Annotated in this window: 17 protein-coding genes; 6 read left to right on the forward strand and 11 right to left on the reverse strand. The window is 63.7% G+C overall.

From position 1 onward, the window contains the following. Positions 1 to 53 precede the first annotated feature (53 nt). On the forward strand, positions 54 to 1,676 hold the full coding sequence (locus FR699_RS12745; RefSeq protein ID WP_154552434.1) for an MATE family efflux transporter: 1,623 nt from the start codon (positions 54 to 56) through the stop codon (positions 1,674 to 1,676). Positions 1,677 to 1,695: 19 nt separating this feature from the next. On the opposite strand, the gene FR699_RS12750 is transcribed toward FR699_RS12745, so the two are convergent. From FR699_RS12750 to FR699_RS12765, 4 genes are all read right to left on the reverse strand, one after another. Further along, a complete protein-coding gene (locus FR699_RS12750) occupies positions 1,696 to 2,718 on the reverse strand; it encodes a sodium:calcium antiporter (protein ID WP_158855643.1) in 1,023 nt (340 codons plus the stop codon). 49 nt (positions 2,719 to 2,767) lie between these two features. After that, positions 2,768 to 4,678, reverse strand: coding sequence for a cation:proton antiporter (locus FR699_RS12755; RefSeq protein WP_154552432.1), 1,911 nt, complete (start codon positions 4,676 to 4,678; stop codon positions 2,768 to 2,770). A 67-nt stretch (positions 4,679 to 4,745) separates the two neighbouring features. Continuing rightward, positions 4,746 to 5,654, reverse strand: a complete 909-nt coding sequence (locus tag FR699_RS12760) for an MBL fold metallo-hydrolase (RefSeq protein WP_158855644.1) — start codon at positions 5,652 to 5,654, stop codon at positions 4,746 to 4,748. A gap of 74 nt (positions 5,655 to 5,728) precedes the next feature. Next, on the reverse strand, positions 5,729 to 5,878 hold the full coding sequence (locus tag FR699_RS12765) for a 50S ribosomal protein L40e (RefSeq protein ID WP_154552430.1): 150 nt from the start codon (positions 5,876 to 5,878) through the stop codon (positions 5,729 to 5,731). 95 nt (positions 5,879 to 5,973) lie between these two features. On the opposite strand from FR699_RS12765, the gene FR699_RS12770 reads away from it, so the two are divergent. Then, the gene (locus FR699_RS12770) at positions 5,974 to 7,017 is read left to right on the forward strand and encodes a hypothetical protein (RefSeq protein WP_158855645.1); all 1,044 of its coding nucleotides are present in this window, start codon (positions 5,974 to 5,976) and stop codon (positions 7,015 to 7,017) included. Between the two features lie 230 nt (positions 7,018 to 7,247). Here FR699_RS12770 and FR699_RS12775 read toward each other — a convergent pair whose 3' ends face one another. After that, positions 7,248 to 7,745, reverse strand: coding sequence for a DUF367 family protein (locus tag FR699_RS12775; protein ID WP_158855646.1), 498 nt, complete (start codon positions 7,743 to 7,745; stop codon positions 7,248 to 7,250). 78 nt (positions 7,746 to 7,823) lie between these two features. On the opposite strand from FR699_RS12775, the gene FR699_RS12780 reads away from it, so the two are divergent. Continuing rightward, positions 7,824 to 9,323: a redoxin domain-containing protein gene (locus FR699_RS12780; RefSeq protein ID WP_158855647.1), complete on the forward strand. Its 1,500-nt coding sequence runs from the start codon at positions 7,824 to 7,826 to the stop codon at positions 9,321 to 9,323. Positions 9,324 to 9,398: 75 nt separating this feature from the next. Then, positions 9,399 to 9,734, forward strand: a complete 336-nt coding sequence (locus FR699_RS12785) for a nuclear transport factor 2 family protein (protein ID WP_154552426.1) — start codon at positions 9,399 to 9,401, stop codon at positions 9,732 to 9,734. A 43-nt stretch (positions 9,735 to 9,777) separates the two neighbouring features. On the opposite strand, the gene ftsY is transcribed toward FR699_RS12785, so the two are convergent. The 6 genes from ftsY to FR699_RS12815 all read right to left on the reverse strand — a co-directional run bounded on the left by ftsY (position 9,778) and on the right by FR699_RS12815 (position 12,892). Continuing rightward, positions 9,778 to 10,914: a signal recognition particle-docking protein FtsY gene (gene ftsY / locus FR699_RS12790; protein ID WP_158855648.1), complete on the reverse strand. Its 1,137-nt coding sequence runs from the start codon at positions 10,912 to 10,914 to the stop codon at positions 9,778 to 9,780. Between the two features lie 6 nt (positions 10,915 to 10,920). Next, positions 10,921 to 11,397 (reverse strand): prefoldin subunit alpha, encoded by a 477-nt coding sequence (pfdA, locus tag FR699_RS12795; protein ID WP_158855649.1) that lies wholly within the window; start codon positions 11,395 to 11,397, stop codon positions 10,921 to 10,923. After that, entirely contained in the window at positions 11,394 to 11,567 is a 174-nt protein-coding gene (gene rpl18a, locus FR699_RS12800; protein ID WP_154552423.1) for a 50S ribosomal protein L18Ae, read from the reverse strand. The genes pfdA and rpl18a overlap by 4 nt, the downstream gene beginning before the upstream one ends. A 229-nt stretch (positions 11,568 to 11,796) precedes the next feature. Next, positions 11,797 to 12,462 (reverse strand): translation initiation factor IF-6, encoded by a 666-nt coding sequence (locus FR699_RS12805; protein WP_154552422.1) that lies wholly within the window; start codon positions 12,460 to 12,462, stop codon positions 11,797 to 11,799. A 2-nt stretch (positions 12,463 to 12,464) separates the two neighbouring features. Beyond that, positions 12,465 to 12,743, reverse strand: a complete 279-nt coding sequence (locus tag FR699_RS12810; RefSeq protein WP_154552421.1) for a 50S ribosomal protein L31e — start codon at positions 12,741 to 12,743, stop codon at positions 12,465 to 12,467. Next, positions 12,740 to 12,892, reverse strand: a complete 153-nt coding sequence (locus tag FR699_RS12815; protein WP_154552420.1) for a 50S ribosomal protein L39e — start codon at positions 12,890 to 12,892, stop codon at positions 12,740 to 12,742. The genes FR699_RS12810 and FR699_RS12815 overlap by 4 nt, the downstream gene beginning before the upstream one ends. Positions 12,893 to 13,115: 223 nt before the next feature. On the opposite strand from FR699_RS12815, the gene FR699_RS12820 reads away from it, so the two are divergent. Together FR699_RS12820 and FR699_RS12825 are read left to right on the forward strand one after the other, a co-directional pair. Continuing rightward, positions 13,116 to 13,490: a MarR family transcriptional regulator gene (locus tag FR699_RS12820; protein ID WP_154552419.1), complete on the forward strand. Its 375-nt coding sequence runs from the start codon at positions 13,116 to 13,118 to the stop codon at positions 13,488 to 13,490. Next, on the forward strand, positions 13,483 to 13,845 hold the full coding sequence (locus tag FR699_RS12825) for a hypothetical protein (RefSeq protein ID WP_158855650.1): 363 nt from the start codon (positions 13,483 to 13,485) through the stop codon (positions 13,843 to 13,845). The genes FR699_RS12820 and FR699_RS12825 overlap by 8 nt, the downstream gene beginning before the upstream one ends. The last annotated feature ends 1 nt before the right edge of the window (position 13,846 follow it).

Here is a 13,846-nt window from a genome sequence, read left to right on the forward strand (position 1 = left end):
AGTATCGAGGCACTAACACAACGTTAATCCCGCAAACTCTCCTCGATTAGGGCGTGACTGACCCTCCAGCCGACGGTGACCCATCGGCGCCCGAGACAGCCGATGGCGACCCACCGCCGGACGCTTCGCAATCGGACGGTCCGCCACCCGAGACACCGGCGGCAGAGTCGCCTGCCGACGACGCCGACGATCCGGACGACCACGGGAGCTCTTCGGATTCGATCACCGAGGGGGGACTCGTCCGCCCGTTGGTCTCTCTCGCCTGGCCGATCGTCGTTATCCAGCTCCTACAGGTAACGTACAACATCGCCGATACACTCTGGCTTGGGCGACTCTCATCGGATGCCGTCGGTGCGATTAGCCTCGCCTTTCCGCTGATTTTCCTACTGATCGCCGTCGCGGGCGGGTTCACGACCGCCGGCGCTATCCTCGTCGCCCAGCACACCGGCGCGAAAGGCGACCGGTCGGCCGGCCTCGTGACCGGCCAGACCGTCAGCTTCGTCAGCTTGCTATCGGTCGTCATCGGGGTTGTCGGCTTCTTCTACACCCGCCCGGCACTCGAAATCCTCCCCAGCGACGCCCAGACGGCTGCCTCGGTCATCCCGCTTGCGGCCGACTACATGGAAGTCATCTTCATGGGCATCCCGCTGATGTTCGGCTTTTTCGTCTTCTCGGCGCTCATGCGTGGCTACGGTGATACGCGCACCCCGATGTTCGTCATGGCCGTCTCGGTCGGCCTCAACGTCTTTTTGGATCCGTTTTTCATCTTCGGATTCGCGAACAACCCGCTGTTCACGTGGCTCGGTCTCGGCGGCTTGGAAGCCACCTTACAGGCTGCAACCGGCTTTACGGGCCTCGGTATCGAGGGGGCAGCACTGGCGACGATCCTCTCGCGTGGCGTCGGGACCGCAATTGGCCTCTGGCTGCTGTTTGGCACGGGGATCGGCCCCGCGGTCACGTTCGAGCATCTCCGGCCCGACTTTGGCGTCATCGAGGACATTGTTCGCCTGGGGACCCCGAGTATGGTCGAACAATCGACCAGCGCCCTGGCGATGATCACGCTGACGGCGATGATCGTCACGTTTTCGCCGCCGATCGTCGCCGCCTACGGGCTTGGCAACCGACTTATCTCGTTGGTTTTCCTGCCGGCGATGGGACTGGGCCGAGCCATCGATACGATGGTCGGCCAGAACCTCGGGGCCGACCGGGCCGATCGGGCCTCGCGGGCGACCTGGCTGGCCGCCGGGACTGGCGCGGCGGTGATGACAGTCGTCGCCGTGATCGCTGTGCTGTTCACTGAACCCATCATCGCCGTGTTCATGGGTGACGTTCCGGACGCGGCCGCGACGATCGCAAACGGCGTCGAGTACGTCCAGATTCGGTCGGTCGAGTTCGCGTTTATCGGCGTCAGTCAAGTCATCCTCGGCGCGTTCCGTGGCGCGGGTAACACTCGGACGGCAATGGTCATCTCCATTTTGACACTGTGGATCGGTCGTGTCGGAAGCGTCTACGCGCTCGTGTTCGTCTTCGAGTGGGGTGCGACCGGCGTCTGGGTCGGCATGGCCCTCGGCAATATCCTCGGCGCGGTCATCGGCGTCGCGTGGTTCCTCCGGGGCACCTGGAAGGATCGCTACATCGACGAACCGGCTGTCGAAGCCGACGAATCTGCCGTTTGAGAAGCGACGACGGACTATTTTAGGTGTTTGGCAGTAGATCGATGCCGACGTCGAGAGTTTCGAGGATCACCCAGCCGACGAACAGCACGTAGATCCCCAGCAGTCCGATCGCTTCCCGATCCGACAGCGAGAGATCCGTCCGGAGGACCGTAAAGAGCGCGATCGTCGCCACGGTGAGCACGCCGAACATCGGAACGGCCATCGCGAAGTCGATCGTCTCCTCGCCGACGAGGAGCACCCCGACGGGAATCGCCACCAGCAGATCGAAGGTGTTCGAGCCGAGGACGTTCGCCAGCGACGCGACCGGCCGATTGGCGCGGGCCGCCCGAACGCTGACCAGCGAGTCCGGCAGGCTGGTCGCGCCAGCGACGATCGTCACGCCAAGCAGGAACTCCGGCACGCCGAAGGTGACGCCCAACGAAGAGACAGCCTCGACGAGGAAGTGTACCGCCCCGACGATAGCGAGCAAGCCAGCCCCGAGCCAGCCCCACTGTCGTTTCGGATCGACGTTCACGGGACTGTCTTCACCCGGTACGTGATCGGCCGTGTCCTGATACTGGATGAAGACGTACAGTCCGTACAGCGCCAAGGGAAGCAATGCGAGGGGCCGGGTGATCGTCCCTTCCAAGCCGTCGCCGGCGGGGTAGTAGATGACGCCCAACGCAAACGTGATCAACAGCGCCGAGACGGCGAGCATGTAGAACTGGGCCTCCTTGTAGACGAGCGTCCGGTTGGACTCGATCGGGTCGTCGGTCAACAACCCCGCGAGCCCGGGGATGACGAGAACGTTGAAGATCGCCGAGCCGACGATCCCGCCGACCCCGATGGCCAGCGAGCCGCTCAGCCCGGCGATCACGACGGTTGCGAGTTCGGGCATGCTCGACCCGACGGCGACGACGATAGCCCCCTGGACAACCTGTGGGAGGCCGTAGTAGGCGGCCAAGCGGTCGCTGGCTTGTTCGAGCCAGCCGCTCCCGAGCCAGATCACTCCGGAAGCGAGAGCGATGATCGCGATATCGGCGAGCACTCCACCAGTACTCATCGGGAAGCACACTCCAGGTGTGGGCTCATAAGTGTTGGCCGAAATCGACTCACTGCTCTCGACAAAAGTCCATCCCCTCGCGGACGGCGTCGTCTTTCCCGAGGAGCGTCACCTTGTCACCGGACTCGATCGTATAGTCGGCGTCCGGAACGATGGTCTCGCCGTCGCGACTGACGAGCGCGACCAGACAGGACTCGGGGAGTTCCGGCCCAACCTCTCGGAGGGGGCGACCGAGTATCTCCTCGTTCGTGACCGTCACCTCCTGTACGTCGCCGAACCGATTCGTATCTGTCATCCAGTTGGCGATCGCCGGGCGTTCGATCTGGTTGTCGATCGCCCAGGCCGTCGCCATCGACGACGAGATCGTCTGGACGCCCAGATCTTCGAAGGGCCGAACGTTTTCGGGATCGTTCACCCGAGCAATCACGTCTTCGACGTCGAAGTGGGCGTCTGCAAGCTGGGAAACCAGCAGGTTGACATCGTCGTCGCTGGTGGCGGCGATGATCGTCTTCGCGTTCTCCGCGCCGGCGTCCCGCAGGACGTCCATGTCCGTCCCATCACCCGAAACGACGGTGTAACCGGCGTTGCGGACGGTCTCGATCTGTGACTCGTCACCTTCGACGATGACGACGTTTTCTCCCCGATCCTCCAGTCGTTCCGCGAGGGCCCGGCCGACGCGGCCGCCCCCGACGATGATCACTCGCATCGGTATCACGTCCAGGTATTGTGCGACGAAACGCGCCAGGCCGCCTTCGACTGCAGCCGTGACGAGAATAACTAGAAAGACGGTCCCGATGAGGATGTCCGCTTCGGTCGCCATCCCGACGCTGGGTGACTGCAACTGCAAGGCAAACAGCGTCGCAACCGAGGCAGGAATGATCCCCCGTGGACCGACGAAGCTCATGAACGCCCGTTCCTCCAGGGTGAACCGGCCGCCGACCGTCGAGAAAAAGACCAGTGCCGGTCGGATGACGCCGGCGACCGCGACGACGACGAGCAATCCGGGGACTCCAACTTCCACGAGCGTGTCAACCTCGAGAATCCCAGCGAGGACGATGAACACGAACGAGAGAACGAGTAGCGTCACGTCGCCTTTGAATGCCGTAATCTCTTCCTCGTAGGGATGGTCGGTGTTGCCCAGCAGAATGCCCGCCGTCGCGGCGGCGGCGACGCCCGCCTCGCTGGCGAGATAGTTCGCACCTGCGAACGCGAAGATCGCCCCAGCGAGCACGAGCAAGCGCGCGTTCCGGGGGGCGTCTCCCGGCGAGAGATCGACGTACCGTAGCAGGTAGAACACGACTGCGGCCACGATGATCCCGACCAGCAGTCCCTCGCCGAGCCGGGTCGCAAACGCCGTGATGAACTCTTCGGTGCTTGCCCCGCCCAGCAGGATCACCTCGAAGACGACGACTGCCGTGATCGCGGCCGTCACGTCGTTGACGATCCCTTCGGTCTCGAGGACCGCAGCGACCCGATCCCGGACGGGCACGACCTCGAGGATCGGGCTGATCACCGTCGGCCCGGTTGCGACCAGTAGCGCGCCGATCAGAAAGGCCAACGGCCAGGCGATCGGGAAGGCGAGTTTCGCGGCGATGGCTGTCCCGACGAGGGCGATTGCTGCCCCGGCGGTGACCAGTCGTAACGTCGCTGCCGGGGCTTCCCGGAGCCGCTCGATCCGGAGGTGGTAGGCCCCTTCGAAGACGATGATCGCGACCGCGAGCTCGACGATCGCCGCCAGCGGATCAGGGCCAAAGGTCGACAGCGAGAACGGCCGCCCCGGCAACGCCAAGCCGAACAGCTGATCGGGTATCAGTTCCCAGACTGGCCCGATGAGCAACCCGGCCACGATGTAGAAGATAATACTTGGGAGGCGAAGCCTGGCCGCCAACAACTGGGCACCGACGCCGAGTGCGAAGATGGCCGCGACCAGCAACACCACGATGTCGACCCCGGCACTCATTTCGACTCCTCCATTCCCCTCTGGATCCGCCGGCCGCAACCATAAAACGGACGGATGCGACGCCCGATCACGCCGTCTCGTCGAGATACTGGAGGACGCCCCGGACGTTCATCGCCGTCTCGCCACGCCCCTTCTCGTCCCCCCAGATCTCCGTCGCCTCGGTCTCGCTCGCGAAGTGTTCGATCACACTCTCGTCGTCCCCGAGCTTCTCCCGGGCCGTTGTGACGCTTTGCACCCACTCGCCCAACCGGCGCGCGTACCCATCGAGCTGGTGGGTCCGTCGAGCCGGCCCAAAGTGGGAGTACAGGAGTGTCTCCGGCGCTAACTCCTGTAGCATCTCGACGTCCTGTAGGGCCTGCTCGAGGTCGAAATCGGGCGGCGGCGAGGTTGGTTCTGCCCGATCGCGCTCGGGGACGTACAGTCCCGCCGCGTCGCCGGTGAAGACCGCGTCGTTGCTGGGGTCCTCGAAGACGACCTGATGGGGGGCGTGGCCCGGCGCGTGGTGTGCGATCAGGGCGTGATCACCGAGGTCGATCTCGTCGCCGTCTCCGATCCCGTGGACGCGTTCCTCGGGTACGGGGTCGGGTTCGACGTAATGCGTGATCTGGTCACCGACCGCCTGCTTGGTGCCTTCCCAGAGCCGACTGGGATCGACCAGGTGTGGCGCGCCGAGTTCGTGGGCAACAATCGTCGCCGACGGACACGCTTCGGCGAGAAACCCGGCTCCCCCCGCGTGATCCAGGTGGACGTGGGTGACCGCGAGTACTTCGATTTCCTCCGGAGCGAGACCAACGGCATCGATCGCGTCGAGAATCCGGCCGTGGTGGGTCCCGATCCCCGTCTCGACGATCGCCGGGCGCTCGGCGTCGACGATGTACACCGATCCGTAGTTTGGCACCTCGTACATACCGGTGTCGACGTAGTAGAGATCACTGCAACTGCCAGTAGTCACGTCGGTCACGTCGCCGATAGCCATGTCCGAACGGCGGCGAGCGTGAGAGAAAAGCCTTCCCAAACCCAGTGTGCTCGGAGTTCTCGCCGATCGCGTCTTCAGGCGCTACGGGGTTCTTTGGCCTTGGGCCGGAGATTCGCGTAGCCACACTTGCGACACTTCTCGGCGCGCTTTGGGTTGCGGGCGTTACAGCGCATGCAGATCTGTTTCTCGAGGGTGCGTCCCTCTGCTTTTTCGAATCGTGCCATCGTGCACCGGGCTAACCGGCGGGCGCGTTTAAGCGTTTCCGAGTCGGTGCGTCCCGGCCGGTCCATTGATTGCGCTCCCGCCCACACACCGTCGCATGGACTACGAGCGCGTCGCGGACCTCCCGGTGACTATCGACGGCTACGAGCTGTCTCAACACGACCGGCACACGTCGAGTGGATTCGAGCGGGTGACGACGACGGTCACACTCCGCGGTGAGGGGCTCGTCGGTCGTGGCGAAGACGTCACCTACGACGCCGAGGACCACCACGCGTTGGCGGCGAGTGCCCTGCCGGCACTCGCTGGCGAGTACACGATCGACTCCTTTTCCGAGACACTGAGTGAGATGAACCTCTTTCCCAGTGGCCCCCAGCGTCCCCCGTCCCGCCGATACCGACGCTGGGCCTTCGAAAGTGCTGCCTTGGATCTCGCTTTGCGCCAGGCCGATCGCTCGCTCGCGGACGTCTTCGAGCGCGACCCCGATCCGGTCCAGTTCGTCGTGAGTACGCGACTGGGTGAACCACCGACGATCGATCGCGTCGATCGCCTTCGTGAGGTCTCTCCCGATGTCGCACTCAAACTCGATCCGACAGCCGACTGGACGGCGGCGCTGATCGACGATCTTGCCGAAACTGAGGCCGTCGAGATTCTCGACTTGAAAGGCCAGTACGCCCACGCGGACGTCCACCAGCCGGCCAACCCACGGCTGTACGAACAGCTCCTCGCGGCGTTTCCCGAGGCGATCATCGAAGACCCCGCGTTCAGTGAGGGCACTGCATCGCGGCTTCGGGCACACGCTGATCGCCTCTCCTGGGACGTCCCGATCACGGACGCCAGCTCACTCTCGACGCTGCCCGTCGACCCGGCTTGGATCAACGTCAAACCGTCACGGATCGGAACGATCGAAGCTCTCTGTGGTGTCATCTCCTACTGTACGGACCACGATATCTCGATGTACGGCGGCGGGCAGTTCGAACTTGGCGTCGGCCGGACACAGATTCAAACGCTGGCTGCGCTGTTTTACCCTACTGGCCCCAACGACGTCGCGCCGGCGGTCTACAACGACCCCGACGTTCCCGAATCACCGCCACAGAGCCCGCTCGACGTCGACGTACCAGAGAGCGGATTCACACCGACCTGATCGGGACGCAGGCGAACCGACGGACGGTCTCCGGGGGCGCGGGTGGCCTTTACAGTGCTTTGCCCAGGCCGAGCCCGCGGCAGTCTTTTGGCGGGGCGACACGAACCCTGTCGATAGTGCTGGGCTTGTTACCGGTCGGGAACACGATTTCGACGGACCCACTCGGACGGGACTGACAGCGGCGATCGAGTTGGGTTCACTCGTGGTGTCTGAGATTGCACCACTCCCCGTCAGTTTTCATCGGCCAGATACTCCTCTTGGACGGCCACGACCGCGGTCGAGTCAGCACAGTCGGCGTAGCGGGCCAGCGGCTCCTCGTTGAGTTCCAGGAACGTATGTCCCCAGCGGAACTTCGAGAGCAGTTTTTCGGCCTGTTCGCGCTCGCCGACAATCGCGAGGCCCCCCGCGAGTGCCTCGACTGTCGTCAACTGGAACGGCGTGCCGTAGTTGACTGGGTTTGCGGCCACCAGAAAGGGTAACGATCGTTGAATTCCGTCCAGATCGAAGGCTTCGCGCTCTGCGGTCTCCCAGGAGCAATCGAGGGCGATGAGTCGCTCGCGGTCGGCATCGGCCGGCGATAGCGCCTGCTCGGCGAAAGGGTTGAGCACGATCCCCGGTGGCGTCGCCCGCACGGAGTCGTGTAACGTCGCCAGGTCGAACTTGGCGAGTTTCCGGGCTGTGCACTTCTCGGGATCGTCGTCGCCTTCGTACCGGACGTGCAGTTCCACGCGGTGGGCTTTTTCACGCTGCGATAAAAGTCGACCGGAGAGGCACGCTTTTGAGGGCTGACGAACAACCACTCTCACATGCTTCGGGAGGGGGCTGATGCCCTGACCTTCGAGTTGCCGGCGGTCGAGGACGACGACGTCCGGCAACTCTCGCTTGGGGAGTACGTCGGCGAGCAGATCGTGGTGTTGGCGTTCTATCCCGGCGACTTCAACCCGGCTTGTCAGGACGATAGCGATCTGGCAGCACTGGATCTCTTTGCAATGCAACCCGATGTCGCCGTCGTCGCTGTCGGCCCCGATACGGTCTACAGTCACCGAGCGTTCGCTGCCGAATACGATCTGGCTATCCCACTGTGTGCCGATACGCGTCGCGAGGTCGCTGCGGCCTACGAAGTCGTCTTCGAGGACGAGTACGGCCAGCGACGCCCCGAACGGGCCGTCTTCGTCGTCGATCTGGACGGCGTGATCAGATACGCGTGGTCGACGCGGGATCCCTTCGAACGGCCGGACGACCAGGCCATCCAGCGTACCGTCGCAGACATCGGTGGCGATGCGGCGGCCGTCTCGCGGTATCGCGTCGGGCACGCCCACTACGTCGAGGGACGCCGGGCGTTCACGAGTGCGATGAGCGCCTTCGAGGATCACGACTGGATGGTCGCCCGGAGTGACTTCGAGCGCACTCGCGAGGAGTTTACGACCGCCGCCGATCAGTTCGCCACGTCGGGGCGGTTCGTCGATGCGGCCCAACTGGACGAACACTTCGAGCGTGCTCGAATGAAAGCGACCGCCCTCTGGCAGGCTGCAGATTGGCTCGCGGAGGCTGCCGATGCTTTTTCCAGCGGTGACGGAGAAGAAGGCCAGGCCTATCGGCAGGACGCCGAGTCCCCCCTGGAAACCGCCCGGGACCTTGCGGAACCGCTGGATCCAGACGAGATCACTGTCACTGAAGGCGGCGTCGAGATCCCCGATAGCGCGATTGGACAGGCTGATGAATCGGTGATGGATGCCATTCGCGGCGACGACAGTGTGGCTGGCGGTGTCGATCTCGACGTGGCCGAGACGCCTGCCGATCTCGGTGAGGAAGACGCCCAACAACCCGATGACGGGCCGGATACCGACGCCGCCCGTCGACTCCGGGAGTACGCTGGTGTGGGTGTCGACATCGACGAACCCGACGGCGCCGAGGACGACCAGATCGCCGACGCGCTCGCGGACGCTGACGCGCCGACCGGCGATGAAACGAGTGGGACCGATGACACCGAATCTGCCACCGACGCTCGCGACACGGAGACACTCGAAGACGTCCCAGCGGTCGACGAGCCAGCAGTGGGCGAGTCGGTCGATCGGAACGATCAGCCGGGTTCGTCCGCGGATGAATCGCGTCCAGCAGACCGGGCAAACGAGCGGAGCCACGACTCGACGGGGACCCAGCCAGGTACGGCTGAGGCCGACATCTCGGAGGCAGAGATCGAGGAAATCGCCGAGGAGTTACAGGCCGCCGACGGCGAGACCGAGACTTCCGATTCCGGGACAGACCAACCGGCCGACGGGACGAGCAGCCCAGAAGATGGACCGTGAGCCACTTCCGAGTGTGTTCGGGACAACGCACCCCGAGCCGTGGCTTCCTTCCGTCCTGGCGCCGTGAGTGGGCCTATGACTGAGGACCCTGTCGCGGACGTGCGGGCCTATTATCGGGCACTCGACGAGCACGATTACGACCGCCTCCAAGCCTTGCTCGCGCCCGCGTTCGTCCACCGACGCCCCGATCTGACGCTCGATGGACGCGAGCGATTCGTCCAGTTCATGCGCGAGGAGCGGCCCGACGACCGGACCACCCACCCCATCGAGGCGATCTATCGTGATGGCGAGGACGATCTCGCTGCTTGCGGACGGCTGCTCGACGAAGACGGGGCAGAGATCGCGGCCTTCGTGGATCTCTTCAGGTTCGGCGAGGCAGGGATCGAATCGGTCCGGACCTACACGCAGTAGCCGGTCGATTCCTACACTGGGCTGGAAAATCGGTCGCTACCAGTCACTCGCCCAGCGTCAACTGGTCGACGACTTCCTCGGGGTCGAACGGGTCGAGATGTTCGTAGCCCTGGCCGGTGCCCAGAAAGAGGATCGGCTTGCCCGTCACATGCGCGATCGAAATTGCCGCCCCGCCCTGTGGGTCAGTATCGGCCTTGGTGAGGATCGTCCCGTCGATCTCGGCGGCGTCGTCGAACTCACTCGCGCGGGTAACGGCGTCTTGGCCGGCGACAGCTTCGTCGACGAACAGGGTCATATCCGGGTCGATGACGCGATTGATCTTCGAGAGCTGGTCCATCAGCCCCTCGCTCGTGTGGAGTCGACCCGCCGTATCGCCCAGCACGACATCGACGTCGTTGGCCTCGGCGTACTCGACAGCGTCGTAGATGACCGCAGCCGGATCGCCACCCTGTTCGTGGGAGATGTAGGGGACGTCCAGGTTCTCGGCATGTTCCCCGAGTTGTTCGTTCGCGCCGGCCCGATAGGTGTCACCGTTAGCCAGTACCGACGTGTACCCCTGTTCTTCCAGATAGCGGGCGAGTTTCGCGATCGTCGTCGTCTTGCCGACGCCGTTGACGCCCGTAAAGACGATCACGACCGGCTTCTCGGCGTCGGCGAGCCGCTGGGTAAAATCGAACTGGCCGACGCTGATGACGTCGTACAACGCCTCTCGAAGAGCGTCCTGGGCCAGGTTGCCCGTGCTCTGGAGGCGTTTTCGGGTCTCCCCGACTAGATTCGTCTCGACACCGCTGAGGATCTCTCCGGCAACACTCATCTCGACGTCGCTGCTCAGAAGCGCGATTTCGAGTTCGTCGAGATGATTCTGTAGGTCGTCCTCGTCGATGACGGTCTTCCCGGTGGCAAACAGCTTCGCCCGCTCGGCGATCCCACGGTCCTCTTGCCCGTCCGCTGGCGTGTCGCCGTCTGCTTGCCCGTTTGCTGGGTCGGGCGCTGCCTCGCCTTCGGTGTCGGGCGCTGCTCCCGTCTCAGCTTGTGACTCGGCTTCGGGTCCGGCCGTAGCCGATTCCGCAGGACCGGTCGCTGACTCAGTGTTCGGTTCTTCCTCGGTGTCTTCTTCTTCGACATCCTCTTCGACGTCGTCACTGAATCGACCGAGTTTTTCGCGAAGTCCGTCGAACATTGGGCCCTACTCGTCGCCTTCTTCCTGCTGTTGCATCGCCTGCATCTGCTGTTGCATCTGCTGCTGTTGCATCTGCTGGGCGCGCTCTTCGAGTTCGTCACTCTCGGCGTCGAGTTCCGCGATCTCTTCGTTGACTTCCTCGATGCGCTCGTCGATAGTGTCTTTCTTGTTCTCGAGGACGTCGACGGCGTCGTCTTGGCCCTGCTCGGCTGCGTAGTCTGCGCCGAAACCGACGATGATCTCGTCGATATCCTGAATCTCGGCGCGGACGTAGGCGTCCCCACCCAGCGGCACCTGAACGGTCGAGCCGCTTTCGAGAGTATCGATCGCTTCGATTGCCTCGTCGATTTCGGTCTGCTCCGTTCTGAGCTCCTCGATTTCGGTCTGTAGGGCTTCTTTCTCGTCTTCGATGGCTTCGATCGCCTGTGCCAGTTCCTGCAGTTGCTGCTGACCGCCGCCGCCGCCGCCACCACCGAGGCTCATGCGTCGACCCCCTCGATCTCGATCTGGGCACGCTTTAGCCCGTGCTGGGAGCCAAACTCGGCGTAAATCCGTTCCTCGGCGACGTTTTCGTTCTCCGCTTCGATCTCCTTTTCGAACGTCTGCCAGCCGTCGCGGGCCTCGAACTGCCCGTTGACTGTAAACTCACTCATGTGCCAAATTGCGGTGGCCGACGGGGAAGTATCTTCCCATCCACCTTTTTCCGAAGTGGGTTTCCTCGCGCGCTCTCCGAGCGCGCTGCGGGAACCCACTCCGCAAAAACGTGGGCGAAAAAGGCGGATTCGCAGCGTCGCTGCGAATCCGTGAAACGCCTCGCTATGCTCGGCGTACGCATACACCCCTCCGATTGCATGAAGGTCACAGCCACGAAAAGATGCCCGATCAGTCGATATAGTCCAGCGCGCTCTCGATCCGGCCCAACTCCGGGCCGGTGGTATCCTGGCCGACGACGTACCCGTTCGCGTTAGCGACCAGGCCGGACCCGACTAGCGGCCCGCCGTAGTTGATCGTCCCGACATCGGCCGGGACGTCGAGGACCTCCTCCAGTCGGTCGAGTTCTCCGTCTGTCGCCTGCGGGTGGGCGAGCACGCCGCGATTCGTCGCAACCGCGGCTGTCCCGATCGTCTGGACGCCCCCGAGGTCGTCGCGTTCGACCGGCACGTCCAAGGCGTCTTTGACGGCCTGGATGGCGTCTCGTGGCAGATCTGGATGCACGACTGCCCCGTTGTCGTTGGCTAACACGACGTTGCCGGCGGCGTTGATCCGACCCGGGAGCTCGACGACCGGGGCGTCGATCGTCTCCGTGAGTCGATCGCGTTCGCGGTCGGTGATCCGACTGGTCACCAGCAGGCCGTTTTCGTTGCCGGTCGCGAGTGCGCCGACCGTGCCTGCCCCGCCGATCGTTGTCTCGACAACTGGGACGGTAAGCTCCTCGCCGAAGGCAGTTGTCAGTTCGTCGTCGGCATCGGGGCGGATCAAGAGATACTCGTCAGTAGCCGAGGCGTAGACGCCGACGTACGTCGAACCGGCGAAGGCCGCGCGGAGCAAAGTTACTCTGCGGGTTCGGCTTCGACGATGTTCTCGCCCGCTTCCTCGAAGCGGGCGGCGCGAATCCGGATCTTGCTCGGGGGGTTTGCCCGCCCCTGGTCCCAGACGGCCTCGTTGACCGAGGGATCGAGCCGGATTGCGTCCTCTGTGACGGAGAAGTGCTGGGCGAGGTGCTCACGGATGAGCGCCATCGCCTTTCCGGCACGGTCGCCCTCCGGAACGGCTTGCACGTCGCGAAGCGGGACTGTGACGACCCGCTCCTCGAAGTCTTCGGCACTCATTCGTCTGTGTCACTACGTCGCCAGTGGCGTCGCTTCGGATTGCGCTGTACGTCCTGGTCGGTCTTCATGATGACCCACGCCGGGACACGGCTGTTCTGGCGTTCGAGCTTCGCCAGACGCTGCTTTTTGCCCTTGGATTTTTTGCCCATGGTGTCCGCGTCTTCGCCGTGGCAGTTTAAATGATTGTTCTTTTGGCCGGAGTCACGGGACCGTTCGTCTCCGTCGTTGACTTCTCCTGTTGTGGCAATGGTCGTCTGCTATCTCCCTGTGAATTCTGCAGGGCTGGTTATCGGGCGTTACCGATCATTGTCTCTCCTTCGAATGGATAGGTGGGACAATACATTCAATACAATCCGATACAAAGAATCGGGCATGCCGATCAGCAAGGATCGATTTCAGGACCTCTCCGACGACGAGACAGGGGGGCCACGGCCGGGAACCAACGCGGCCACAATACTGGACTTTCTCCGGGAGAACCCCGAGAAAGCGTTCACGCAAAGCGATATCGCGGCGGCGACCGACGTGAAGACGGGGTCGATCGGGCCGACGCTCGTTCGATTGCGCGAGCGTGGTCGGGTCGACCACCGTGGGACGTACTGGCGGGTCAGCGATCACGACCGGAGTGTCGAGGCGGCAACCGATCACGCGGGAGCGAGTCTCGCCGACCGGGAACGTGATGGAGAGACGCCATCGTACGACGAGTGGCAGGCGTACGCGGTCGATCCACGCGAGGAGTCGGATGAATAACGATCCGTTCGATGCAGGGGACGTCTTTTGGGCACCGGATCCGTACAGTGCTGGGGAGAACCCTCGCCCGTGGCTCGCTCTCACAGCCGAGGGGATCCCGTACGGTGGCGAGGAATATCTCTGTGCGGGCCTCACCTTGAGTGACCTGCCCGAAAACATCGAAATTACCGACGACGACTGGCGTACAGGGAACCATCCTGAGCGCACGTCCTATTGCTCGCCCTGGGTCCTCGCGACGGTCAAACACGACGCGGTGGCGAACCCCCAGGGAACGGTGACCACGGATTCCAGGGAACGCGTTATCGGGCGCAGTGTCGACTATCTCACGGCAGATCTCGACGTGTCGCTGCGGTGAC

Origin of the sequence: Halorhabdus sp. CUG00001 (assembly GCF_009797925.1) — an archaeon.
In the GTDB taxonomy this organism is placed as follows: domain Archaea; phylum Halobacteriota; class Halobacteria; order Halobacteriales; family Haloarculaceae; genus Halorhabdus.

Coding starts and splice junctions, on each gene's coding strand:
- FR699_RS12815 (WP_154552420.1), bottom strand. CDS start 12,892: ATGGGCAAAAAATCCAAGGGCAAAAAGCAGCGTCTGGCGAAGCTCGAA.
- FR699_RS12810 (WP_154552421.1), bottom strand. CDS start 12,743: ATGAGTGCCGAAGACTTCGAGGAGCGGGTCGTCACAGTCCCGCTTCGC.
- ftsY (WP_158855648.1), bottom strand. CDS start 10,914: ATGTTCGACGGACTTCGCGAAAAACTCGGTCGATTCAGTGACGACGTC.
- rpl18a (WP_154552423.1), bottom strand. CDS start 11,567: ATGAGTGAGTTTACAGTCAACGGGCAGTTCGAGGCCCGCGACGGCTGG.
- FR699_RS12760 (WP_158855644.1), bottom strand. CDS start 5,654: ATGGCTATCGGCGACGTGACCGACGTGACTACTGGCAGTTGCAGTGAT.
- FR699_RS12785 (WP_154552426.1), top strand. CDS start 9,399: ATGACTGAGGACCCTGTCGCGGACGTGCGGGCCTATTATCGGGCACTC.
- FR699_RS12765 (WP_154552430.1), bottom strand. CDS start 5,878: ATGGCACGATTCGAAAAAGCAGAGGGACGCACCCTCGAGAAACAGATC.
- FR699_RS12780 (WP_158855647.1), top strand. CDS start 7,824: ATGCTTCGGGAGGGGGCTGATGCCCTGACCTTCGAGTTGCCGGCGGTC.
- pfdA (WP_158855649.1), bottom strand. CDS start 11,397: ATGAGCCTCGGTGGTGGCGGCGGCGGCGGCGGTCAGCAGCAACTGCAG.
- FR699_RS12770 (WP_158855645.1), top strand. CDS start 5,974: ATGGACTACGAGCGCGTCGCGGACCTCCCGGTGACTATCGACGGCTAC.
- FR699_RS12755 (WP_154552432.1), bottom strand. CDS start 4,678: ATGAGTGCCGGGGTCGACATCGTGGTGTTGCTGGTCGCGGCCATCTTC.
- FR699_RS12825 (WP_158855650.1), top strand. CDS start 13,483: ATGAATAACGATCCGTTCGATGCAGGGGACGTCTTTTGGGCACCGGAT.
- FR699_RS12750 (WP_158855643.1), bottom strand. CDS start 2,718: ATGAGTACTGGTGGAGTGCTCGCCGATATCGCGATCATCGCTCTCGCT.
- FR699_RS12820 (WP_154552419.1), top strand. CDS start 13,116: ATGCCGATCAGCAAGGATCGATTTCAGGACCTCTCCGACGACGAGACA.